At 66.3% G+C, this 22,497-nt stretch carries 23 protein-coding genes; 10 read left to right on the forward strand and 13 right to left on the reverse strand.

Going from position 1 to position 22,497, the window contains the following annotated elements; all coding sequences use genetic code 11:
- Positions 1 to 26 precede the first annotated feature (26 nt).
- The 3 genes from CXR00_RS02220 to CXR00_RS02230 all read right to left on the reverse strand — a co-directional run bounded on the left by CXR00_RS02220 (position 27) and on the right by CXR00_RS02230 (position 2,750).
- Positions 27 to 1,118: a folate-binding protein YgfZ gene (locus tag CXR00_RS02220; RefSeq protein ID WP_104052775.1), complete on the reverse strand. Its 1,092-nt coding sequence runs from the start codon at positions 1,116 to 1,118 to the stop codon at positions 27 to 29.
- A gap of 63 nt (positions 1,119 to 1,181) precedes the next feature.
- The gene (locus tag CXR00_RS02225; protein WP_104052778.1) at positions 1,182 to 1,781 is read right to left on the reverse strand and encodes an FABP family protein; all 600 of its coding nucleotides are present in this window, start codon (positions 1,779 to 1,781) and stop codon (positions 1,182 to 1,184) included.
- Positions 1,782 to 2,000: 219 nt separating this feature from the next.
- Positions 2,001 to 2,750: a hypothetical protein gene (locus tag CXR00_RS02230; protein WP_146067196.1), complete on the reverse strand. Its 750-nt coding sequence runs from the start codon at positions 2,748 to 2,750 to the stop codon at positions 2,001 to 2,003.
- 144 nt (positions 2,751 to 2,894) lie between these two features.
- On the opposite strand from CXR00_RS02230, the gene CXR00_RS02235 reads away from it, so the two are divergent.
- From CXR00_RS02235 to CXR00_RS02280, 10 genes are all read left to right on the forward strand, one after another.
- The gene (locus CXR00_RS02235) at positions 2,895 to 3,605 is read left to right on the forward strand and encodes a response regulator transcription factor (protein ID WP_104052782.1); all 711 of its coding nucleotides are present in this window, start codon (positions 2,895 to 2,897) and stop codon (positions 3,603 to 3,605) included.
- Positions 3,606 to 3,698: 93 nt separating this feature from the next.
- Positions 3,699 to 4,664 carry a mycothiol synthase gene (gene mshD, locus CXR00_RS02240; RefSeq protein WP_258060293.1) on the forward strand — a complete coding sequence of 322 codons (966 nt, stop codon included), beginning with the start codon at positions 3,699 to 3,701 and terminating at the stop codon, positions 4,662 to 4,664.
- A 92-nt stretch (positions 4,665 to 4,756) separates the two neighbouring features.
- Entirely contained in the window at positions 4,757 to 6,982 is a 2,226-nt protein-coding gene (locus CXR00_RS02245; protein WP_104052786.1) for an RNA degradosome polyphosphate kinase, read from the forward strand.
- A 5-nt stretch (positions 6,983 to 6,987) separates the two neighbouring features.
- Positions 6,988 to 7,998, forward strand: coding sequence for an NUDIX hydrolase (locus CXR00_RS02250; RefSeq protein WP_258060248.1), 1,011 nt, complete (start codon positions 6,988 to 6,990; stop codon positions 7,996 to 7,998).
- Between the two features lie 77 nt (positions 7,999 to 8,075).
- Complete coding sequence (locus CXR00_RS02255) at positions 8,076 to 8,603, forward strand: ferritin (protein ID WP_104052788.1); 528 nt, start codon at positions 8,076 to 8,078, stop codon at positions 8,601 to 8,603.
- Between the two features lie 40 nt (positions 8,604 to 8,643).
- On the forward strand, positions 8,644 to 9,183 hold the full coding sequence (locus CXR00_RS02260; protein WP_104052790.1) for a DUF1648 domain-containing protein: 540 nt from the start codon (positions 8,644 to 8,646) through the stop codon (positions 9,181 to 9,183).
- Between the two features lie 16 nt (positions 9,184 to 9,199).
- Positions 9,200 to 10,003, forward strand: a complete 804-nt coding sequence (locus tag CXR00_RS02265) for a thymidylate synthase (protein WP_104052792.1) — start codon at positions 9,200 to 9,202, stop codon at positions 10,001 to 10,003.
- An 11-nt stretch (positions 10,004 to 10,014) separates the two neighbouring features.
- Positions 10,015 to 10,701 carry a dihydrofolate reductase gene (locus CXR00_RS02270; RefSeq protein ID WP_258060249.1) on the forward strand — a complete coding sequence of 229 codons (687 nt, stop codon included), beginning with the start codon at positions 10,015 to 10,017 and terminating at the stop codon, positions 10,699 to 10,701.
- A 9-nt stretch (positions 10,702 to 10,710) separates the two neighbouring features.
- On the forward strand, positions 10,711 to 11,850 hold the full coding sequence (gene asd, locus CXR00_RS02275; RefSeq protein ID WP_104052794.1) for an aspartate-semialdehyde dehydrogenase: 1,140 nt from the start codon (positions 10,711 to 10,713) through the stop codon (positions 11,848 to 11,850).
- Positions 11,851 to 11,958: 108 nt separating this feature from the next.
- Positions 11,959 to 12,393 (forward strand): hypothetical protein, encoded by a 435-nt coding sequence (locus tag CXR00_RS02280; RefSeq protein ID WP_104052796.1) that lies wholly within the window; start codon positions 11,959 to 11,961, stop codon positions 12,391 to 12,393.
- Here the strand turns inward: CXR00_RS02280 and CXR00_RS02285 are convergent, their stop codons facing one another.
- The 10 genes from CXR00_RS02285 to CXR00_RS02330 form a co-directional block, all read right to left on the reverse strand.
- Positions 12,394 to 13,467: a UDP-N-acetylmuramate dehydrogenase gene (locus CXR00_RS02285; RefSeq protein ID WP_104053685.1), complete on the reverse strand. Its 1,074-nt coding sequence runs from the start codon at positions 13,465 to 13,467 to the stop codon at positions 12,394 to 12,396. It lies immediately after the preceding gene.
- Between the two features lie 5 nt (positions 13,468 to 13,472).
- A complete protein-coding gene (locus tag CXR00_RS02290) occupies positions 13,473 to 13,904 on the reverse strand; it encodes a MaoC family dehydratase (RefSeq protein WP_104052797.1) in 432 nt (143 codons plus the stop codon).
- Between the two features lie 4 nt (positions 13,905 to 13,908).
- Positions 13,909 to 14,358 carry a MaoC family dehydratase N-terminal domain-containing protein gene (locus CXR00_RS02295; protein WP_104052799.1) on the reverse strand — a complete coding sequence of 150 codons (450 nt, stop codon included), beginning with the start codon at positions 14,356 to 14,358 and terminating at the stop codon, positions 13,909 to 13,911.
- Positions 14,355 to 14,585, reverse strand: coding sequence for a hypothetical protein (locus CXR00_RS02300; RefSeq protein WP_104052801.1), 231 nt, complete (start codon positions 14,583 to 14,585; stop codon positions 14,355 to 14,357). Before CXR00_RS02300 ends, CXR00_RS02295 begins: the two co-directional genes overlap by 4 nt.
- Positions 14,586 to 14,654: 69 nt before the next feature.
- Positions 14,655 to 15,584, reverse strand: coding sequence for a DUF2797 domain-containing protein (locus tag CXR00_RS02305; RefSeq protein WP_181032454.1), 930 nt, complete (start codon positions 15,582 to 15,584; stop codon positions 14,655 to 14,657).
- Between the two features lie 94 nt (positions 15,585 to 15,678).
- A complete protein-coding gene (locus tag CXR00_RS02310; protein WP_104052807.1) occupies positions 15,679 to 16,245 on the reverse strand; it encodes a type 1 glutamine amidotransferase domain-containing protein in 567 nt (188 codons plus the stop codon).
- Between the two features lie 116 nt (positions 16,246 to 16,361).
- A complete protein-coding gene (locus tag CXR00_RS02315) occupies positions 16,362 to 17,657 on the reverse strand; it encodes a ParA family protein (RefSeq protein ID WP_181032455.1) in 1,296 nt (431 codons plus the stop codon).
- Between the two features lie 161 nt (positions 17,658 to 17,818).
- A complete protein-coding gene (locus CXR00_RS02320; protein WP_104052809.1) occupies positions 17,819 to 19,102 on the reverse strand; it encodes a M20 family metallo-hydrolase in 1,284 nt (427 codons plus the stop codon).
- Positions 19,099 to 20,796, reverse strand: a complete 1,698-nt coding sequence (locus tag CXR00_RS02325; protein WP_104052811.1) for an amidohydrolase — start codon at positions 20,794 to 20,796, stop codon at positions 19,099 to 19,101. The genes CXR00_RS02320 and CXR00_RS02325 overlap by 4 nt, the downstream gene beginning before the upstream one ends.
- Positions 20,793 to 22,484 (reverse strand): thiamine pyrophosphate-dependent enzyme, encoded by a 1,692-nt coding sequence (locus tag CXR00_RS02330; protein WP_104052813.1) that lies wholly within the window; start codon positions 22,482 to 22,484, stop codon positions 20,793 to 20,795. The genes CXR00_RS02325 and CXR00_RS02330 overlap by 4 nt, the downstream gene beginning before the upstream one ends.
- Positions 22,485 to 22,497 lie beyond the last annotated feature (13 nt).

Below are 22,497 nucleotides of genomic sequence, written 5' to 3' on the forward strand. Positions count from 1 at the left end.
TCTAACGTCTTTGGCGCTGAACTCCGCTATGCCCGGGGCGGGCGCAGGAATCCGCCGGCACGGCCGACAACCTGGCCGGCATCCGGGGCAACAATGATTTCCTGCGCGGCAGCGTAGGGCTCGCCGTCGTCGTCCACCACCAGCTCTGCCGCGGGATCCACGGAGCGCTTAATCACGGCCAGCGCAACGGCGCCCATTTCATAGTGCTGGGCAACCGACGTCACCGCTCCCACCCTGCGTTCTCCCAGCATCACTGCACTGCCCGGCGCGGGAAGCGTGTGCTGGGAACCGTCCAGCTGCAGGAACACGAGCCGGCGGGGCGGATGCCCCAGGTTGTGCACACGGGCCACGGTTTCCTGGCCCTTGTAGCAGCCCTTGGCCAGATGAACCGCTGTCCGGATCAGATCCAGCTCATGCGGAATGGTTTTGTCGTCGGTCTCGGCGCCCAGCCGCGGACGCCAGGCCGCAATCCGCAGGGCTTCGGAGGCCATGGTGCCGGCAAGGGTGCGCCCTGAGTCCGTAACGGCCTGTTCCAGCTCCGCTGCCGGGATCAGATACTCATGCCAGGGGCGGTCGCGTCCCGGATGGGAATCCTCAGGGACGCCGGTGTAGGCGAAACCGCCGGCACCAATGTTCGGCCAGGGATCGGTCCAGACGGAAAAGTTGCCCCAGGCCTCCACTGGCGTCACTGATCCGACAACGGCCCAGTCCCTGCTGACATCGGCTACCTCGACCCGGAGCATGAACTTCATCCGTTCCAGGAACTGGGCCAGGACGGGCGCCTCAGCGGCTTCCACGATCAGCCACGCGGTGTTCCCGTCGTCCAGGATCCGTGCGTCGTGCTCAATGCGTCCCTGGACGCTGAGCAGCAGCAGCTCCGAGCTTGTGCCTGGCTGCAGGTCGCTCACGCTTTGGGAGGACAGGGTGTTCAGCCAGCTGAGGCGGTCGGGGCCGGTGACGGTGACAACACCGCGGTGGGACAGGTCCGTGACGGCATTGCCGCGGGCCAGTTCCCGCTGCTCGCGCAGGGGATCGCCGTAGTGGGCTGCAACACCGGCGTCTAGGCCGCCGGCTTCCACCGCACCGTGGCGGGACAGGAGGGGGCTGAGGTAAGTCATAACGGGTGCAACGTCCTTGCGGGGGCGGCTATTCCGTGCTTGGTTTCCGCAGCGCCGGAAGGCTTAGGAGGTTTTCTTCAGGATGGCGGAGGCGTGGGCCTTCAGCGCGTTGCCGCCCTCAGCTACATCCCAGCGCCAGTACAGGTCACCGTTGACCAAACCGAAGATGCGCGTGGCGGCGGTGTACTCCTTGGAGTTCACGCCCCGCATGACCAGATCGGTGGTCAGCTGAATTTGAGGGCCCTTGATTTGGCCGTAGTACAGCTCTGCGATGCCGCCGGGATGGACGATGGTGGCGGTGATGTCAAAGCCGCCGCTGTCATTGCGGAGCTTTTCGACTTCGTCGGCGCTGCGCAGCGCCGGAACAATGTCCGCCGGGGTCAGCCCGGGGCCTCCGTCGGCGTCGTTCAGAGGGCGGTCCAGCGCCCAGAATCCCGTCTCAACGGCGAGCGGGCGCAGAACGGTGCCGTCTTCGTCCGTGAGCCAGCTTTCGGCGTCGTACTTCAGGTACGGCAGGCCATTTTGGCTGAAAGTCACACGCTGGCTGAAGTGCTCGGAATCGGCTTCACCCTCCCCCAGCCTGCCGGAGCCCTCCCAGACTCCAAGGAGCCAGGACAGCGGCACGAGCTCAGGGGTCAGATCGGTGGGGATCTCCATGGGCATGGCGCTGACCTCTTCCTTCGGTTGCTCTTGGGCGGGCTACTTCTGGCCTTTGTACAGGCGGCTGATGACCAGGCCGGCGAATGCGGCCATGCCGACGCCGGTGATGCCAAGCAGGACGATAAAGAAGATTTCAAGGGCTACAAGCGAATCCATAGCTACATCCTAACCCGGAGCCGCGGACGTTTCGTCCCATGACCTGCCGGCCGGGATAGGAAGAGGTCAGGGGACGAGCAGGCTGGCCAGGAAATAGACCACGGAGCCCAGCGCCACGATGGGTGCCAGGGCCAGGGCCAGCCGCCCCCTGCGGGTGGAAATATCATCGCGGGAGAGGATCAGCCGGCGGACCGCCATGACGACGGCGGCACCCGCGGCACCCATTAGCGCAGCAGCGGCAGCATGCACTCCGGCTTCCGGCTGCAGGACTCCGGCCAGCGCACCGGCCAAGGCGCCGGCGGCTACGCCCAGCGGGGCGGTAATCCTGTCCGGCAGGGGGATCAGGGACACAGCGAGTGCGGCGAGGATGCCGGCTGCACTGATGGTCAGGCCTGCCGGGCTGCCGTCGGCACCGGCCAGCCGGTCCGCGGCCACCCAGCCTGAACCCATCACCGTCAGGAGGACACCTGCGATGTTGCCGATGGTTGATTCCAGCCGGTGGGCCTGTCCGGTTCCGCGCAGCAGCTGGATCAGGAAGATGGCGCCTACGCCTACTGCCGCCACCCCGGGCAGCCAGGTCAGTAATGCCGTGGACGGTGCCACCAGCGCGGCGGCACAGGCGGCTGCGCCTGCGAGCGCCAGTACGGCGCCCTGGGTTTTTTTGGCCGGAACATCCAGGAGGTGCGGCCAGCCGATCCCCACCACGATGCAAAGAATGCCGGTAACCACTGCCACGGCCCCAACGGACCAGTACGAAGCACCGACGATGCCAATGAGGGCTGCTGCCGCCAGCACCGCTACGCTCCAAAGTTTCACCTAAGCCATCCTGCCTTATTACGTAGTGCAGATGAAAGCTACGGGTCCGGCGAGGCCCCGTGGGTATACTTTCAACACCTTCGCCCCGCCTGCGGACGCGGCCCAGCTTGTGCCCGATGATGTGCGCCCAACCTTGGAGGATCCATGTCGCACATTTTGCTGCTGACCAACAGTCCGGGACCCTCTGTTGAGGTCCTGCCGGCCCTCGGTCTGCTCAACCACAAAGTGCAGGTTGTTCCCGCCGAACCCACGGCACTGCTCGACACAGAGCCCAGCGACGTCGTGCTTATTGACGCCCGCAAGGATCTGGTCGGCGCCCGTTCACTCACCCAGCTGCTGAAGGCAACGGGACTGGACACGCCGCTGATCCTTATTCTTACCGAAGGCGGAATGGCTGCCGTGGCGGCAAACTGGCGGGCCGACGACGTCATCCTCGATTCGGCGGGACCAGCCGAGCTGGAGGCCCGGCTGCGGCTCATGTCCGCGAGGATCAACTCGTCCTCGGAAGCTGCCAGCACCGAGATCCGTGCATCCGGCGTCGTCATCGACGAAGCGAGCTACACGGCCCGGGTGAACGGCACTGCGCTGAACCTCACCTATAAGGAGTTTGAGCTCCTGAAGTACCTGGCGCAGCACCCCGGCCGTGTCTTCACCCGCGACCAGCTGCTGCACGAGGTGTGGGGCTACGACTATTACGGGGGCACACGGACGGTGGACGTCCACGTCCGGCGGCTGCGGGCCAAGCTGGGTGCGGACCATGAAAACCTGATCGGCACGGTCCGCAACGTGGGCTACCGGTTCACCCGGTCCCGTCTGGCCGGGGATCCCGCGCAGCCCGCGAGCCAGGAAGCCTGACCTGCTGCGACACTGCCTGCGGGAACTTTGGACGCCTCCGCTTGTCCGGTGCCCTCCGGGCGCTAGGCTTCTTCAATGAGAGACGAACGCGTAATGCCCTGGCCCGTCACAGTCACCAAGGGAACCCCGGAGCCCGATGAGCTGGACCGGATCCGCGAATTGGCCGCTGCCGCCGCCGACGCGGACGGTAACCCGCCGCTCTCCGAACAGACCCTCGTTGATCTGCGTTCCGGTGACACGGACCCGGACTCCCTGCTGGTTTTCGCCACCTATGCCAATGATGAGTCCTCGGATCCGTCGGCTACCCAGGCGCTGGCCGGCGTCGCTGTGCTGATCAGTGACGGTCCGAAAGAACCGGGTGTGCTGGAACTGGTGGTCCATCCTGCCTACCGCGAGAAGGGTGTGGGCACCGCCCTGGCGTCCTCCGTGCAGGAGCACGTTAGCGCCGGCACCGTCCCCGCACCCCAGGCATGGTCGCACGGCAACCATGACGCCGCCGTCGAGCTGGCCCGGCGTTTTGGCTACCGTCCGGTGCGCGAGCTGCTGCGCCTGCGGCTGAGCCGTGGCGCCGGCACGGACGGGCTGCCCGCCGTCGAGCTGCCCGAAGGCGTCTCGCTGCGGGCCTTTCATCCGGGGGCCGACGACGACGCCTGGCTGGCAGCCAACGCGGCCGCCTTTGCCCACCACCCCGAGCAGGGCGGCATGACCCGGAGCGACCTCGCCGCACGCATGGCGGAGGACTGGTTCGATCCCGAAGGATTCCTGCTGGCTGTGCGGGACGAGGACAATGCCATCCTCGGCTTCCACTGGACCAAGGTCCATCCCGGTGCCGGCGGACATCCGCCCATCGGAGAGGTGTACGTGGTGGGAGTGGTTCCCGAGGCCCAGGGCATGGGACTGGGCCGCACCCTGACCGTTGCCGGCATCCGGCATCTCCAGGACAGCGGCCTGCCGGCCATCATGCTTTACGTGGATGCGGACAACGCTCCGGCCATGGCGCTGTACCAGCGGCTGGGTTTCGTCCGCTGGGACGCGGATGTGATGTACGCGGCCGGATGAGCCGGAACAGCTTGTAATGTTGAATTGACGGCCCTGCCGCCCGGTCCTCCGGGAGGCACCGCCTGACCGCCGCCATACTGCAGGGAGAAACCATGGGATCCGATACCGCCGCCGAGCCGCACTCCACTTTCGGATCGGCTGAGTCCATGTCGGCGCCCCGGGCCACTGAGGACCGGATTGATATTCCGGACTTTGGTCCGGCACTCGTCCCGGAAGGGGACATCAGCCCCGAGCGTTTCCTGGACCGTGAAATCAGCTGGCTCCATTTCAACGCCCGTGTCCTTGAGCTCGCTGAGGACCCGGACCTGTACCTGCTGGAGCGGGTCAGTTTCCTGTCCATCTTCGCGTCCAACCTGGACGAGTTCTTCATGGTGCGGGTTGCCGGCCTCAAGCGCCGCATCGCCACCGGGTTGGCGGTTCCCTCCGCTGCCGGCCTGAGCCCGATGGAACAGCTGGAACACATCGTGGAGGCCGGCTACCGGCTCCAGCAGCGCCATGCCGAGGTCTTTGCCCGTCAAATCCGCCCGGCGCTGGCCGAGGAGCAGATCTATCTCGTGGGGTGGAACGAGCTCGATGACACCGCCAAGGCCTATCTGCACCGCCAGTTCGCGTCCAAGGTTTTCCCGATCCTCACCCCGCTGGCCGTGGATCCGGCGCACCCCTTCCCCTACATCTCCGGCCTCTCCCTGAACCTGGCCGTGGTGGTGCGCAACCCCGTGAGCGGCAAGGAGTTCTTCGCGCGCGTCAAGGTTCCGGACCAGCTGCCCCGGCTGATCTCCGTGGACGGCCCCAGGGCCGGAAATGTTGCCGGCCGGGTTGCCCGCTTCATTCCGCTGGAAGACGTCATTGCCGAACATCTGGACCAGCTGTTCCCCGGTATGGACGTCATGGAACACCATGCCTTCCGGGTTACCCGCAACGAGGATCTGGAGGTGGAGGAGGACGACGCCGAGAACCTGCTGCAGGCGCTGGAAAAGGAGCTCCTGCGTCGCCGGTTCGGCCCGCCCGTCCGCCTGGAAGTCACCACCGACATCAACCCCAGCATCCGCGAACTGCTGGTGCGCGAACTCGGCGTGGAAGAAGACGAGGTGTATGCGCTGCCCGCACCGCTGGATCTGCGCGGACTGGCCGGCATCAGCCGCATCGACCGCCCGGACCTGCACTACCCCAAGCAGGTGCCGCATACGTCCCTGCACCTGAAGGAGTCCGAAACCTCCAAGCCGGCGGATGTGTTTGCTGCAATGCGCCGCCGCGACATCCTGCTGCACCACCCCTATGATTCCTTCTCCACCTCCGTTCAGGCCTTCCTGGAGCAGGCCGCCGCCGACCCACGGGTCCAGGCCATCAAGCAGACGCTGTACCGCACGTCCGGGGACTCCCCCATTGTTGACGCGCTGATTGATGCCGCGGAGTCCGGCAAGCAGGTGTTGGCCCTGGTGGAAATCAAGGCACGGTTCGACGAGCAGGCCAACATTTCCTGGGCCCGCAAGCTGGAGCAGGCCGGCGTGCACGTGGTCTACGGCATCGTGGGGCTGAAAACGCACTGCAAGTTGTCACTGGTGGTCCGCCAGGAAGTGGACGGGCTGCGGCGCTACTGCCACATCGGCACCGGAAACTATCACCCCCGCACCGCCCGCTATTACGAAGACCTGGGGCTGCTGACCTCTAACGAACAGGTGGGTGAAGATCTGACGAAGCTCTTCAACCAGCTCTCCGGGTATGCCCCGAAGTCCACGTTCAAGCGCCTGCTCGTGGCTCCCCGGTCGGTGCGGTCAGGTTTGATTGACCGGATCGAACGGGAAATTGCCAATAAGAAGGCCGGTCTGGCCGCCCGGGTGATCATCAAGGTCAACTCGATGGTGGATGAAGCCATCATCGATTCGCTGTACCGTGCCTCCCAGGCCGGTGTCCGGGTGGATGTGATTGTGCGCGGCATCTGTTCGGTGCGCCCGGGCGTCCCCGGCCTGAGCGAGAACATTACTGTCCGGTCCATTCTGGGCCGGTTCCTGGAGCACTCGCGCGTGTTTGCCTTCGCCAATGCCGGAGATCCGGTGGTGTTCATCGGTTCAGCAGACATGATGCACCGCAACCTGGACCGCCGGGTGGAGGCCCTGGTGCAGCTTGCCTCCCGGGAGGACATCGCTGACCTCATCGCGCTGATGGACCGCTACATGGATCCGGCCACCGCAAGCTGGCATCTGGAGAAGGACGGCATCTGGACCCGGCACCACAAGAATGAAGGAGGGGAGCCGCTGCTGGATGTGCAGTCGTGGCTGCTCGCTTCCCGGTCCCGGCAGCGCGCCGCTGTCCGCCGTTGATGACCATGCCCACCGAACCGGGAGCTTCCATGGGTGAACAGGCCACTCTCCCCCGTCGCGGGCTGGAAACCGGTCCCGGGGATTCCGTGCCCGCAGACATCAAAGTGGTGGCTGCAGGCGCCATTTGCTGGCGCACCCGGAACGGCGAACTCGAGGTCCTCATGATCCACCGGCCCCGGTACAAGGACTGGTCGTGGCCGAAGGGGAAACTGGATGCCGGCGAGACAACTCCTGAGTGCGCAGTGCGCGAAGTGCAGGAGGAAGCCGGGGTCCGGATCAGGCTGGGCATTCCGCTGCCGGCCACCGTATATCCGGTGGCGTCGGGAATGAAGATCGTCCACTACTGGGCCGCCCGCATCGAGGAGGGAAAGCCCCGGCCGGACGGCAAGGAAGTGGACGGCGTCCGCTGGTACACTCCGGCGCAGGCCCATGCCGAGCTCAGCAATCCTTCGGACCGGCTGCCGCTGCGCATCCTGGAGGAGGCCCATGCCGAAGGCCGGCTCCGGACATGGCCGCTGATCGTGGTGCGCCATGCCAAGGCCAAGCCCCGGTCATCCTGGACCCGGGCTGAAGGGGACCGTCCGCTGGCGGCCACCGGCCTGCGCCAGGCACAGGCCGTGTCGCGGCTGCTGGCCGCATGGCTGCCCGACCGGGTGGTGTCCAGTCCCTGGGTCCGCTGCGTGCAGACTGTGCGTCCCTATGTGAAGGCACGGGCCGTGAAGTTCAAAACCGTCGATGCCATTACCGAGCACAGCGCCAAGCGCAAGCCCGGCAAGGCCCGCAACGCGGTGGAAGCATTGTTCGACAAGGCCAAACCAGTTGCCCTGTGCACGCACCGGCCGGTTTTGCCACTGACATTCGAGGTTCTGGCAGACCATATGCCGGCCGGCCTGTCCATTGGTTTGCCGGACAAGGATCCGTATCTGGCGCCGGGCGAAGCGATCATCTGCCAGGTCTCCTCCGCCGAGGAGGGGCGCATCGTGTCGCTGGAGCGGTTCCGGGCATTCGACGACTAGGTTTTCCGCCGCGCCGCACCGGATAGCTAAGCCTAACCGTGCTTTTTGGATCCCGGCCACCGCCCTATGGTGGGGCAATGACAACTTTCACCGAGCTCCTCGAAGCCCAAATCGGTAACGAATTCAATGCCTCGCAGCAGTACGTGGCCATGGCAGTGTTTTTCGACGGCGAAGACCTCCCGCAACTGGCCCGCCACTTCTATGCTCAGTCGGTTGAGGAACGCAACCACGCCATGATGCTGGTGCAGTACATGCTGGACCGGGACATGCCCGTGCGGATCCCCGGCGTCGCCGCGGTCCGCAACGACTTTGCCACCGTGGTGGAACCGATCCAGCTGGCTCTGGAGCAGGAGCGCCAGGTCACCCGCCAGATTGAGGCTCTCTTCGCCGCCGCACGTGCAGAGGGCGATGCCCTGGGAGAGCAGTTCATGCTCTGGTTCCTCAAGGAGCAGGTGGAGGAAGTCGCCTCCATGTCCACCCTCCTCACGGTGGCCAAGCGCGCCGACAACCTCTTCGACCTGGAGAATTTCATGGCGCGGGAACAGGTTGGCGACGGCGGCGGAAGCGACGCCGGCGCTCCCGAGGCTGCCGGCGGAGCCCTCTGACCGATACCTTCCCGGGGACCGGAAGCTACAGGGAGACCAAATGACAGAGACGGCGAAGAAGAACATCCCTCTGCCCGGCGTGCACCGCGGCTGGTATCTGGCCTCCGGGTTCTTGGTGGGTCTGGTGGCGGCCACGGGCTCGCTGGCCTGGTCCACGATCCCGCAGAGCCTGCCCATGCACTGGGACGGCGCCGGGAACGTGGACCGCTATGCGGAGAAGTCCTTCTGGACCGTGTTCACCGGACCCCTGATTTGCCTCGGACTGCTCCTGTTCCTCTATGCAACCGCCCTGATTATCCGGCGTTTTCCGCTCAACAATTCCGCCCCGTACGGCGTGGACGAGCAGGTGCACCAGCGGGCCGGCATGGACTCAACATTGTATTTCCTGGCACTGAGCGCGTTTGCGTTATCCCTGCTGATTGGCTGGATGACTCTGCGCAGCTGGTTCCTGCCCCCGGAAGCGTCGGATCTCCTGCTCGTACTCCCCACACTGGCTTTCCTGGGTGTGGTGGCCGTGGCCGGGCTGCTCGCCTGGCGACGCTACGGCCGTCTTGTAGCCGCCCTCTCCGCCGAGGACTGAGCTATAGACTAAAGGGGTGACTATCCCAACCCCGTACGAAGACCTGCTCCGCGACGTGATGGCCCACGGAACGCAAAAATCCGACCGCACCGGCACCGGAACCCGCAGTGTCTTTGGCCGCCAGATGCGCTTTGACCTTAGTGATTCCTTCCCGCTGATCACCACCAAGCGGGTGCACTTCAAGTCGGTGGCCCTCGAACTCCTGTGGTTCCTGCGCGGCGATTCCAACGTCCGCTGGCTGCAGGAGCGCGGCGTCAGCATCTGGAACGAGTGGGCGGACGACGACGGCGAACTGGGCCCGGTCTACGGTGTCCAGTGGCGCTCCTGGCCGGCCCCGGACGGCGGACAGATTGACCAGATCGCCAAGGTGGTTGAAAGCATCCGCACCAACCCGGACTCCCGCCGGCACATCGTCACGGCCTGGAACCCGGCCGAAGTGGACAACATGGCCCTGCCGCCGTGCCACGCGATGTTCCAGTTCTACGTGGCCGACGGGAAACTGTCCTGCCAGCTGTACCAGCGCTCGGCCGATCTGTTCCTCGGCGTCCCCTTCAACATTGCCTCCTACGCACTTTTGACGCTCATGGTGGCGCAGCAGACCGGTCTCCAGCCCGGCGAATTTGTCTGGACAGGCGGCGACGTCCATATCTACGACAACCATGTGGACCAGGTCCGCGAACAGCTCAGCCGCGCACCCTTCCCGTATCCGCAGCTGCGCCTGGCCCGGACGCCGGACTCGATCTTCGATTACGTCCTGGAGGATTTTGAGGTCCTGGACTACCGCCACCACCCCGGCATCAAAGCTCCGATTGCAGTCTGAGAGGCGTTCCCTTGAATGAACCCGCCGGCATCCGCTATTTCGCCACAAGCGGTGGAGATGCTTCTCCTGAGGGCATGGACCTGTTGGCGGCAGTGTCAGCGGCCAATCCCCTGGGGATGCCGCAGCCGCTGGTAGGCATGATCTGGGCCCAAACCGTGGACGGCGTCATCGGCCGGGACGGAGGAATGCCGTGGCACCTGCCCGAAGACCTGGCACATTTCAAGAACACCACGGCCGGACACCCGGTCATCATGGGCCGGCGCACCTGGGAGTCCTTTCCCGCCGCCTACCGGCCGCTGCCCGGCCGCACCAACATTGTGGTGAGCTCCAGCGAAACGCTGGCGGACGAGATTTCCCCGGCCGGCGCCGTCGTGGTTCCCACGCTGGAACAGGCAGTGGACACCGCCCGGCACAGCCCCGGCGGCAGCGAACAGATCTGGATTGTCGGCGGTGCCCGGATGTACGAGGCAGCTGCTCCCCTGGCGGACGCCGCCGTAGTGACGGTCATTGATGCGAGCACCGAGGGCGACACCTACGCGCCGCACCTCGGCCCCGACTGGGGGTTCACGGCGGTGAGCCCCGCCGAAGGCTGGCACACGGGAACCAACGGCACCTGCTACCGGATAGCCCTCTGGTCCCGGGTCCGGGATACGGACAGCGGCGTCACCAACCACCACGGCAGCGCGGCCCTGCCCTAAACTGAAACCATGACTTTCGCAGCTACCCCTGTACCCACCGCGGGCTTCATCGGCTGGCGGGGCATGGTCGGTTCCGTCCTCATGCAGCGCATGCAGGATGAAGGCGACTTTGACCTGATCAACCCCGTGTTCTTCTCCACCTCCAACGCCGGGGGCGCCGCGCCGTCCTTCGCTTCGGGTGCAGGAGAGCTCCAGAATGCCTACGACATTGAGACGCTGGCCAAACTGCCGATCATCGTCACTGCCCAGGGCGGCGGTTACACCTCGGAGGTCTATCCCAAACTGCGCGACGCCGGCTGGAACGGGCTATGGATCGACGCCGCGTCCACACTGCGGATGGAGCAGGACTCCATCATCGTCCTGGACCCGGTGAACCGGGACGTCATCGACGCCGGGCTGGCCCACGGGGTGAAGAATTTCGTGGGCGGCAACTGCACCGTCTCCTGCATGCTCATGGGGCTGGGCGGATTGTTCCGCAACGGCCTGGTGGAATGGGGCACCTCCATGACCTATCAGGCTGCCTCCGGCGGCGGTGCCCGGCACATGCGTGAGCTGCTCAATCAGTTCGGCTCCCTGAACTCCGTGGTTGCGGACCAGCTTGCCGACCCGGCCTCCGCCATCCTGGACATCGACCGCGCGGTGCTGGCCCAGCAGAAGAACCCCGCCATGGACTCCTCACAGTTCGGCGTGCCGCTGGCCGGTTCGGTGATCCCCTGGATCGACGCAGACCTGGGCAACGGGCAGTCTAAGGAAGAGTGGAAGGCCGGTGCTGAAACCAACAAGATCCTGGGCCGGGACACGGCCGGACGAATTCCGTTTGACGGTCTCTGCGTCCGCATCGGCGCCATGCGCTCACATTCACAGGCGCTAACCCTCAAACTCACCGAAGACCTTACAGTGGCGGAGATTGAGCGGATCATCGACGCCGACAACGAGTGGGCCAAGGTAGTGCCCAACACCAAGGAAGCCTCCATGGCGGAGCTGACCCCGGTGGCCGTCAGCGGAACCCTGGACATTCCGGTGGGCCGGATCCGGAAACTGGAAATGGGTCCGGAGTACATCAGCGCCTTCACCATCGGCGACCAGCTGCTCTGGGGCGCAGCCGAACCGCTGCGGCGTATGCTGCGGATTGCCACCGGCAACCTCTAACCCTGCCAGGCCGGTCCGAACCCGGCTGCAGCCAGCGGATCCGTTCCCTGCGGGACGGGTCCGCTTTTGCGTGCGCTGAGTGTCAGTGGCAGGTGGGAAGGTGGCGCTATGGACAAGTTCACCGTGGAAGAAATCCTCCGCACCTTCTTCACCCTCAGCGCCGAGGGCAAACAAACAGCCACCGCAGCGCGGTACGCCAGGGTTCTGGCACAGCTGCGGCTGTACCTGGAAACAGACGGCTGGATATACCTGACCCCGGACCGTGCCGTCCTGTTGGATTTGGAACGGAGCTTCAACCCGGAGCACGCCTTCGCGCGGATCTTCGACGCCGAGGACCTGCTCTATACGCTGCACGGCTTCCTGGACCCGCAGTGGCTGCTGCCCGGACTGCAGGACCGGCGAACCCAGGTGAGCCTGACGTCCCGGCTGGTGCAATGGCTGTGCAGCCGGGCACTGGTGGACCGGTCGTGGCACCGCGGACAGGTGCGCGAAGTCCTGGCCGCCGCCCAAATCATGCGCCGGAACCGCGGCGGGGCAGCCTGACTACAGCGAGCAGTTGATGAGCAGCGGCTCCGGGTGCAGGCGAAGGCCAAAGGCTTCATCCACGCCGTCTGCCACGGCCCGCGCCACAGCCAGCAGGTCCTCGGCCGAGGCGTTGCCGCGGTTGGTTACTGCAAGGGTGTGCTTGGTGGACAGGGAAGCCCGGCCGCCGGCCAGTTCGGCCCCCTGGCCGGTCTCCGGCAGGCCGAAGCCCTTGGGGAAACCGGAACGGTCAATGAGCCAGGCGGCGCTGAGTTTGACCATTCCGGGCTGTTCCACCGGGTAGCGCGGCGCCTCGGGCGGCAGATGCGCGGCCTCCTCCTCGGAAACCACCGGGTTCGTGAAGAAGGAGCCGGTGCTCCAGGTGTCTGGATCCTCGGGGTCAAGCACCATGCCCTTGCCGGCGCGCAGCCGCAGCACCTCGCGGCGGACGTCTTCGGCAGCGGCCCGCTCCCCCGCCTCCACACCGAGTGCCCGGGCCAGCTCGGCGTAGCGCACGGGCGCACTTTCCATGCCCCGGGTCAGGCCAAAGTCCACGGTCAGGACCACGTACCGCGGTGAACCGTTCACTGTGGCGCGTTTCAGCACCGAGTCCCGGTACCCGAACTGCAGCTCTTCATTGGTGAACTGCACTACGGTACGGGTTTCCCGGTCCCAGGCGCGGACGCCGGTAATGCTGTGCGAAACATCCGCACCGTAGGCTCCCACGTTCTGCACCGGCGTCGCACCGGCCAGGCCCGGAATGCCGGAGAGCGCCTCGAGGCCGGAGCAGCCCCGGCGCAGTGTTTCCGCCACCAGCTCATCCCAGGGATGACCGGCCTGCGCACGGACGGTGACCGTGTTTTTGTCCTCGGTGAATTCCAGGCCGCGGGTGGCAACGTGGACCACCGCACCGTCGAACCCGGCGTCGGAGATCAACAGATTGGAACCGCCGCCCACAATCAGCAGCGGTTCCTTCGCCTCATCGGCGGCACGGACCGCACCGATGAGTTCGTCCTCGGTTTCGGCGTTGATGTAGCGGCGGGCAGGCCCGCCCACGCGGGAGGTGGTCAGGGAGGCCAGGGGCAAAGAGGTCAGCGCACTCACCAGATCCGTACAACCGCCTGTGCCTTGACCAGCACCTTCTGGCCGTTAAACGTGACAGTAAGGTCCACGCGTGCGGTGGAATTGTCAGCGTCGAGCGCGCCAATTACTCCGGTGACTTCGACGACGGCGCCGGCCTCGCCGTCAACATCCTCCACCGGAACCGGCCGGGTGAAACGCGTCTGGTAGTCGATCACGGCACCCGGATCGCCGATCCAGTCGGTCACCAGCTGCACAGCGGCGCCCATGGTGAACATGCCGTGGGCGATGACGCCGGGCAGGTCCACGCTGCGGGCAAACCGCTCGTTCCAGTGGATGGGGTTGAAGTCTCCGGACGCTCCCGCGTAACGGACCAGATCGGCGCGGGAAATCTCCAGCGTGGCCGAGCCGATTTCCTGTCCGGCGGCGAGTTCGCTTAATGCAATCGACACGGCGTTACTGCCCTTCTCCGCGGACGAGGATGGATGACACGGCAGTGGCGACCTTTTCGCCCTCCGTGGTGGAGATTTCCGAGCGGGTGGTGAGCAGGGCGCCGTCGCCCATGGCCCGGACGGAATCCACGTGAAGTTCTGCAATCAGTTCATCACCGGCGACAATCGGCCGGTGATGCGTGAAGCGCTGGTCTGCGTGGACCACGCGGGTGAAGTCGATGCCGGCCTCCGGGTCGGAGATCAGCTGCGCATCGGCGCGCTGGGCCACGATGACGGCAAAGGTGGGCGGAGCCACCAGGTCCGAGTACCCCAGCTGCGCGGCCTCCGCTACGTCATAGTGCGCAGCATGGCCGGCTTTGACCGAGCGGGCAAACTCACGGATCTTCTCGCGGCCCACTTGATAGGGCTCACTGGCGGGATAGCTGCGCCCCTGCAGTTCGGGATTGATGCTCATTTGGTTCCCTTCATCCGGCGCCGGGCGTCCCGGGCTCGAACCACCATACCGCTCAGGTGCAGGCACATGCCCACCACAATCACGGGCGCGGCGATGTACATCAGCAGCGGGGAATCTCCGATCGCACCGAAAACGACCATCAGCACGCCGGCTCCGGAAACCACCAGGGCGGATACAACCAGCTTGCGATACAGGGCGGAACCGGTTTCCCACGGGGTGTTTAGCATGCCCCCAGAATACAGGCGGGGCACCTCCTGCCGCGAAACGGGGGTCCGGGGCCGGGAGCCTTCCTGACGCTAAAAGAGCGCAGTCTGCAGGGCAGGAAGCCGTGCCTGATAGGCGCCGAGGTTCAGCCGGCGGCCCTTCAGCCGGGCCAGATCGGCAAGGAGCGGTGTGTCCGAACCTTCCACCGTCACCAGTGCCGCTGCTCCCACCATGGCTTCAATGACCATGGCGTGCTCGCCGCTGCCCGGATCCAGCGGATAGGCAACAGCCCCGGCCGCGTCCAGCACCACCCGTGCCTGGGCCGGACGCTCCCAGGTTTCAGCCACCACGCTGAATCCGCGGATGCCCGCCCCGGCCAGCAGTTCCCGGACCTTCGCCGCGTGCAGGGAGTTGGTCCGGTCCAGGAATTCCTCCGCCAGCGGCTGCGTCAGGGCAGCGGCCTTGGTGCCGGCACGCACCGCCTGCACCAGTCCCGCTTCAGCTGTGACCAGGTCTTCAAGGATGCGCACCACCCGCCCGTCGTCTGCGCGGGCCACGTAGCGCGCGGCCACCGCGCCCTGTTCCACGAGGCGCAGGCGTTTCCTTCCGGCTGCAGCGGTCCCCACCTTGCTCGTGCCGTCCGCAAAGGTGGCAACGTACAGCCAGTGCGGCTGCTCGAGGTACAGCTGGAGTCCCGGCGACGCGATTCCGGACCGGTGGACGTTATGCACCAGCCGCCAGTCGTCGCGGGCGAAGCAGGGCCCGCACTGATAGCCGCGTTCTGCCGCCGAATGCTCAGGGCAGGGCTGGGCGATGCGGGTGTGCCGGTCCTGCACTTTCACCGACCCCAGGCAGTGCCGCAGCGCGCCGTCCTCGCCGGGAAGAACCCGGTAGGACAGGACGGTCCCGGCGTTGAGCCTCATCTGCAAGGACACGCCAACAGGCGAGCGCAGCGCAAGGTACGGACCGTCGTCGTCCCACGAAACTCCGGCGCTCAGATACCGGCCGGGGGCAGTCGTCACGGGTGAGTCTCCAGAGAAAAAAGGGAACAGGGCGCAAAGCGAAGGGCGGGGAGACGCCTGCGCGTGTCCCCGCCCCATTATCCCGCTTGACCGGTTAGGCGTGCTGTCCCTCGTGCTCGCCCTCGGCAATTTCCTCCAGCAGCTTGTCGTTGAAGGCCGGCAAATCATCCGGGTTGCGGCTGGTCACCAGGCCCTGGTCCACCACCACTTCCTCGTCGCTCCAGTTGGCGCCGGCGTTCTTGAGGTCCGTGGCCAGCGTGTGGTAGGAGGTCAGGTCACGGCCCTGGACGACGCCTGCCTCGATCAGCAGCCACGGTCCGTGGCAGATGGATGCCACCGGCTTGTGCGCTTCGAAGAACGCCCGCGTGAAAGCCTGGGCATCCTTGTCCACGCGCAGGAAGTCAGCGTTGACCACGCCGCCGGGGAGGACCAGGGCGTCGAAATCATCGGCGTTGGCGTCTGCCACGGCCAGGTCAACGGTAAACGTCTCGCCCTTGTCCATGCCGTCGAAGCCCTGGACCGTGCCGCTGGACGGTGAGACCAGGGTGGGGACGCCGCCTGCGGCCTTCACGGCCTCCCAGGGGCTGGTGAGCTCGATCTGTTCCACACCGTCGGTGAGGAGAAAAGCGACCTTCTTGCCGGAAATATCATGTTCAGACATGTTGCCTCCGTTTCGCAGACTTCTAGGGGCGGTATGTATCCGCCTGGAACCGAACGATTCCGTTGCCCCCACCCTAGGAAAAACCGGCGACAATAAGCAAGCTGACTAAATGCCCCTTAGCTGGCAGACAGGCCCTCGGCGACTGCGGCAGCAGCTGCCAGCCAGGCCCGCTGGGTGGCAGGGCGCAGTGAACCGTAGCGGATCTGGCCCTTGCGCAGCGCCGCATCGTAGGGAATGGTCACCGTGGCCCGGGCCAGCGGTTCGAAGCCGCGGGCAACGCCGCGGACCTGGGCATCGGTTCCGTTGCGGTCCGACTGGCTGACGATGACGACGGCGTTGGTGGCGAGTTCGGCGAACATTCCGCCGCGCTCCTGGAGGGCTTCGAGGAGCAGGGCCCCGGCCTCGGCGTGTTCCTCAACCGTGGTGGTGGCAATGACGAGCTGGTCGGTGTGGTGGATCATCCGCAGCCAGCGCTCTGCGCTTTCATCGTTGCCCGAGTCCACCAGGTTGAGCCGGAAGTACTTCGAGGCCACCTCATGCAGGGCGTCGAAGTCCGCCATGGTGATCTTCTGTTCGGAGGCCAGGACGTCGGGCTTGGAGCGCAGGACGTCAAACTTGTCCTCCGTCTGGTGATGCACGAAGCGGGCCAGCAGGGCTGACTGGGCCGACGGCGACAGCAGGTTGCCGGTGTTCGGCAGCAGGTCCATGACGGTGGAGTCATGCGGCCCCTGCTCGGTGCGCCAGCCCAGGGTTCCGCGGGTTTCGTTGTTGTCCCAGGCCAGGACCGGACCCCCGCCGTTGCGGGCGAATACGGCCGCCAGCATGACGGTGGTGGGTGTCTTGTTGGCGCCGCCCTTGCCGTTGACCACGGAGATGGTCCTTGGACCGGGCCAATGCTGGCTGACAGCCCGGATGTCACGGCGCTCGGCCTGCTCGGACTCGGACGGGGACATCCGGATCCCCATGCTGCTCAGCAGTCCGCGGAAGCCGCGGGTGGCCGGAATCCGGGCAGTCTGGGTGTCCAGGAAGGAGGCCCGGCGCCGGGCGGTGGCACGTGTTTCCGGTTCCCCGGCGATGACACTGCTCCAGTCCGGGGCATCGGTCTGTTCGGCGGCGAGCCCGGTCTCCGCGGCATACCCGGCTTCGTCCTCCCAAGCCAGAGGAAGGTTGTCCTGCCGGAGGGATTCCGCGAAGCCGGCGGGCGGCTGGGCTGGCGGCTGGACAGGCGGCTGGACAGGCGGCTGGACAGGCGGCTGGACAGGCGGAACGGGAGCGGAGACCGCCGCGGTGCGGCCCTCGATCCCCCGCCGGCTGCGCCGGCTCATCGCAGGAAGATTGGCTGCTTCCCGTCCCTCAGGGCCTTGGGTGAAATGGTCTTGGGCAGCGGGGTATTCGGGACTGGGCTCGCGCATGTCTTCGTCTTTCGTTCCGGGCTGTGTGGTGGGCTGAACACGGGGTGCGGACAGCTCATATACCGCTGCTGCACCCCCGATTCCGCTCCCCCCGGCGAATGTAAAGGCCTTTCCACCCTACAGAAGGCCCCCGCGGCTCACAGAACCGGGCCGCGTCCGGCCTACTTCCCGCTCACGAAGCCCCCTGCTGCCACGCGTCCCAACAGTTCCGTCAACAGGTCCACTCCGGCCAGCATGTCCGCGTCGCTGGTCAGTTCCTTTTCATTGTGGGAAATCCCTTCAACGCTCGGCACGAAAAGCATGATGGAGGGCACCAGGTCCTTCAGGTTGGTGGAGTCGTGCCCGGCCAGTGTGCGGACTGTTCCGTACGGCAGGCCCAGGGACCGGGCGCAGTCGGCAGCGAGCGCCATGCCGGCCTCGTCGTAGGCCTTGGCGGCCCACACATGCTGGGCTCCCTGTTCGATGCGTACGGAGGCGGACTCTTCAATGGCGGCGATGCGCCGGTGGAGTTCGGCGTCGGCTGCGGCCAGCACATCGGCGTCGGTGCTGCGCACATCCACCAGCAGCTGAACCCGGCTGGCGACCACCACGGGAGAGTTTGGATAGACGGTGAATTCACCGCAGGACGTTATGACGGCGTGTTCCTGGGTGCTGAACCCGTCAGCGATCTCCCGGGCCGCCACCACCAGGGCGCTGGCCCCCAGCAGGGCGTCATGCCGGTCGGCAATTACGGTGGCACCCGTATGGGCCTGTTCGCCGTGGACCGTGAACTCGTATTTGTTGGCACCCCAGGTGGATTCGACGAGGCCGATGGTCAAGCCGGCATCTTCCAGCGAGCGCCCCTGCTCAATGTGGATCTCCAGGTACGCGGCCAGGTCCAGCGAGAAATCCCCGATGGTGCCAATGCTCTCCAGCGCTTCCCGCACTGACGTGCCGCGGGGATCGGTGGTCGCCAGGACCTGCTCCGCCGGAAGCTTGCCCGTGAACACCGCGCTGCCCATCATGGACGGCTTGAACCGGCAGCCTTCCTCGTTGAACCAGTTGATTACCGCAATGTTGAACAGCGGCTCGTCGCCGCCGGCGGCCAGTTGCTGCTGCAGCCGGATGGCCGCATGCGCCCCGGCGAGGACACCGTAAGCGCCGTCGTACCTGCCGCCCAGGGGCTGGGAATCAAGATGTGAACCCATCGCAATGTACGGCGCCCCGGGAACCAGTTCCAGCAGGGCAAACTGGTTGCCCACTTCGTCATAGCGCACCTCAAACCCGTGTCCCTCGGCCAGCCCGCGGAACCAGTTCCTGGTTTGCCCGTCCGCGGGGGTTCCGGCCTGCCGGTCCACTCCTCCCCCGGCTGTGGCTCCGAAGGTGCTCATGGAGCGGAAATCGGCGAGGAAGGCGTCGGCGTCGCTGCCGCGCAGGGACGGGGACTGGGGTGCGGTGGTGGTCATTGGATAGCTCCTGTTGTTGGGGCCGCCGGTTCGATGCCCGGTGCTGCTCCGGCAAGCCTGTTGTAGGTGAATTCGCCGCCCACAAGGGTGGCGAGGACTTGGAGGGCTGAAATGTCCGGCGCATCCAGCGGTGAACCGGAGAGCACCGCAAAGTCCGCGAGCTTTCCACGGCGCAGGGTGCCTTTGTCCGCGGCCGTGCCGGTGGCCTGGGCCGCCCAGTCGGTATAGGTGCGCAGCGCTTCCTCGGGGGTCAGGCCTTCGCCGGCACCGCCCAGGATTTTTCCCTTTTCGGTTTTCCGGTCCACGCAGGACTGCAGGGCACGCAGGACGTTGTTGTCCGCCACCGGCAGATCCGAGCTGCCCGCCACCAGGATTCCCGCGTCAACCAGGGACCGCCCGCGGTACAGCCAGCCCTCGCGCTCCGGCCCCACCATGGCGGCGAACTGGTCCCCGAGGGGACCAATGAACGCTGCCTGCGGGGTAACGGCAATGCTTGCGGCGGCGACGGCGGCCAGCTGGTCAGGGCGGGCGATGCCAAAGTGTTCAATCCGGTTGGGCAGGGCGTTGCGGCCGTAGCGTTCCTGGCACGCAACAATGATTTCGGTCGCCAGGTCGATTGCTGCGTCCCCGATCGCGTGCAGGGCGATGGGCCAGCCGGCCCGGTAGGCGGCGTCGACGCGTTCGCGGTAGACATCGGGATCATCGAGCAGGTACCCGGTGTTGTGCGGATGTCCGCAGTAGTCTTCGGTGACCGCCGCCGTCGCGCCCAGCAGCGAGCCGTCCATGAAGACCTTGACCGGACCCAGGGATACCCGGTCATCGCCAAAACCGGCCACCACCCCCAGGTCCAGCCCGCGGCCGGCCCCGGTGCCGTGCATGTCGGCTTCATTGGCCTGCAGCGGCTGCAGGGAATCCAGCGCCGGCATCAGCTGAGCTCTGGCATGCAAACGTCCCGCGGCGGCAGCCTGCTGATACGCCGCAACTTCCACCGGACTGTGGCCGATCCAGCCGCCGCCCACGCCGGCTTCGGTGAAACTGGTGATGCCGACGGCGGCATAGCGGGCGGTGGCTGCGTCCAGGGCTTTAACGATCTGTGTCACCGGATAGGGCAGCAGCAGGCCCTGCAGCAGCTGCTGGGCCGCTTCCTCCACGATTCCGTTGGGTGATCCGTCCTCTGCCCTGCGGACGGCGCCGCCGGTGGGATCCGCGAACCCCGGTTCAAAGACGCCCGCCAGCTGCAGCGTGGCGGTGTTGGTAATGGACAGGTGCCCGGAGACATGGCGCAGATACAGCGGCCGGTCGCCGGTGATCCGGTCCAGTCGGTCGATGTCGGGAAAGGCTCCGCCGTGATGCTTGTGATTGAACCCCGTGCCATTGATCCAGGCCCCGGGTGTGTCCGCCAGCCGCTGCACTTCGTTCTCCAGCAATGCGTACAGCTCATCAAGGCCGCGGGCCTGCTCCAGATCGATGGCGTCCAGCCCCAGACCCCACCAGGTGGTGTGGCAGTGCGCATCGATGAAACCGGGCACCACGGTGGCACCGTCAAGGTCGATGCTCCGTTCGGCGGTGCATCCCTCCAGCTCCTCGTCAAAGCCGGCAATCCGGCCGTTGAGCACCCCCACTGAACGGGCAGCGGGCCGCTCCTTCTCCAAGGTGACGATGTTCCCGCCGTGCAGGATGAGGTCAAGTTTCATCGGATTCCTTCCAGCGCCGCCGGTTCCGCACTGCGGCCGGGGACTGAGGCTGTGTCTCGTGCGAGGGTGTTGGCCGTGGCGGGAGCCATGGTGTCCGGATCTGTCAGCACATGCAGCAGCGCCAGGCGCCCGCTGTCCAGGGCCCGGTCCAGTGCCGGGCCGAACGCAGCGGTGTTCTCCACCCGCTCTCCGTGTCCGCCGAAGCTGCGGATCCAGCCGGCAAAGTCCGGGTTGGCAAGCGCTGTGCCGGAGGGCCGCTCCGGGTATTTTTGGCGCTGATGTGCCACGATCGTGCCGTAGCCGCCGTTGTCCACCACAATCACCAGCGGGGCTGCGCCCTGTGCTGCGGCGACGGCCAGTTCCTGGGCGTTCATGAAGAAGTCACCGTCACCGCAAACGGCAACCACCGGGCGTTCGGGGTGGATCAGCGATGCAGCCACCGCGGCAGGCACTGCCAGTCCCATGGCTCCGTTGCGCGGGCCCACCAGGGATCCCGCGCCGTGGTGGCTGAGGTAGCGGGCGCCCCAGATGGTGGCGTTCCCGGCTCCGTAGGTCAGGATCCGGTTCTCCGGCAGCCGCCCTTCCAGGAGGCCAAAGGCCACTGCCAGGTCGACGCCGGAGCCTCCGTCCGGCCGCGGCACGGCGTACCGCCGCTGATCAGCGGCGAGTGCTTCCATCCACGCACCGTCCCGATTTCCGCGGGCCGCCAAAGGGTCCGGCAGGGACCGGGTGAAAGCCGCGGGGGTCACGGTCAGATGCAGGTCGATGCGTCCGTCGTGGCCTGCTGCATCGGGATCGGGCAGTACCAGGACGGTTGGTGTTCCCGCCGCGCGCGTGTAGCCGTCGCTGAGGACGTCGGTGCGCGCGCAGCCAACAAAGAGCAGCAGGTCCGCCTCGTCCAGCCGTGCCGCCAGGGTGTCGGCCCGCCCGTATCCCAGCCACCCGGCCCAGGCCGCAGAAGTGTGCGGCACTGCGTCGTAGGACCGGAAATCCGCAGCCACCGGAACCCGTGCCGAGACTGCCCATGCGGCCAACTGCCCGCCGTCGTCGGCCGTCCAGCCTTCTCCTCCAACGATCAGCAGCGGACGCTCCGCACGGGACAACCGGTTTGTCAGCTCGTCAAGATCCGCTGCGCCGGGCTGGGCGGCGGCGGTTCGGCGGGGCGGCACCGTCCCCTGTCCGGCCGGACGCACGAGTACGTCCTCGGGCAGCCCGATCACCACCGGCCCGGGCCGTCCGGAGGCGGCCAGGTGCATGGCTTCGGCAACGGTTTCCGCTGCCCGGCGTTCGTCGTCGAGCACCATCACTTTTTTGGCCGTGGTGGAGAACCAGCCCTCCAGGCTGAACTCCTGGAAGGCGCCCCGGCCGCGGTCTGCGTGCGGAATCAGTCCGACAAAAAGGACCAGCGCAGTGGCGTCCTGCCAGGCGGTGTGGACCGCGATCATGGCGTTGGCCGCTCCCGGCCCGCGGGTCACCATTGCCACGCCGGGTGCGCCGGTGAGCCGGGACTCCGCGAGCGCCATAAACCCGGCTCCGCCCTCCTGCCGGCAGACCACCGTCTGGATAGCTGAATCATGGAGCCCGTCCAGAACGTCCAGGAAGCTCTCACCGGGGACGGTGTAGATCCGCTTTACGCCGTGCTCTTCCAGCTGGCGGACAATGAGATGGCCTGCTGAGCGCTGTGCCACAAGAAATTCCTTC

It is taken from the genome of Arthrobacter sp. 9E16 (genome assembly GCF_002929435.1).
Classification (GTDB): Bacteria; Actinomycetota; Actinomycetes; order Actinomycetales; family Micrococcaceae; genus Arthrobacter_B; species Arthrobacter_B sunyaminii.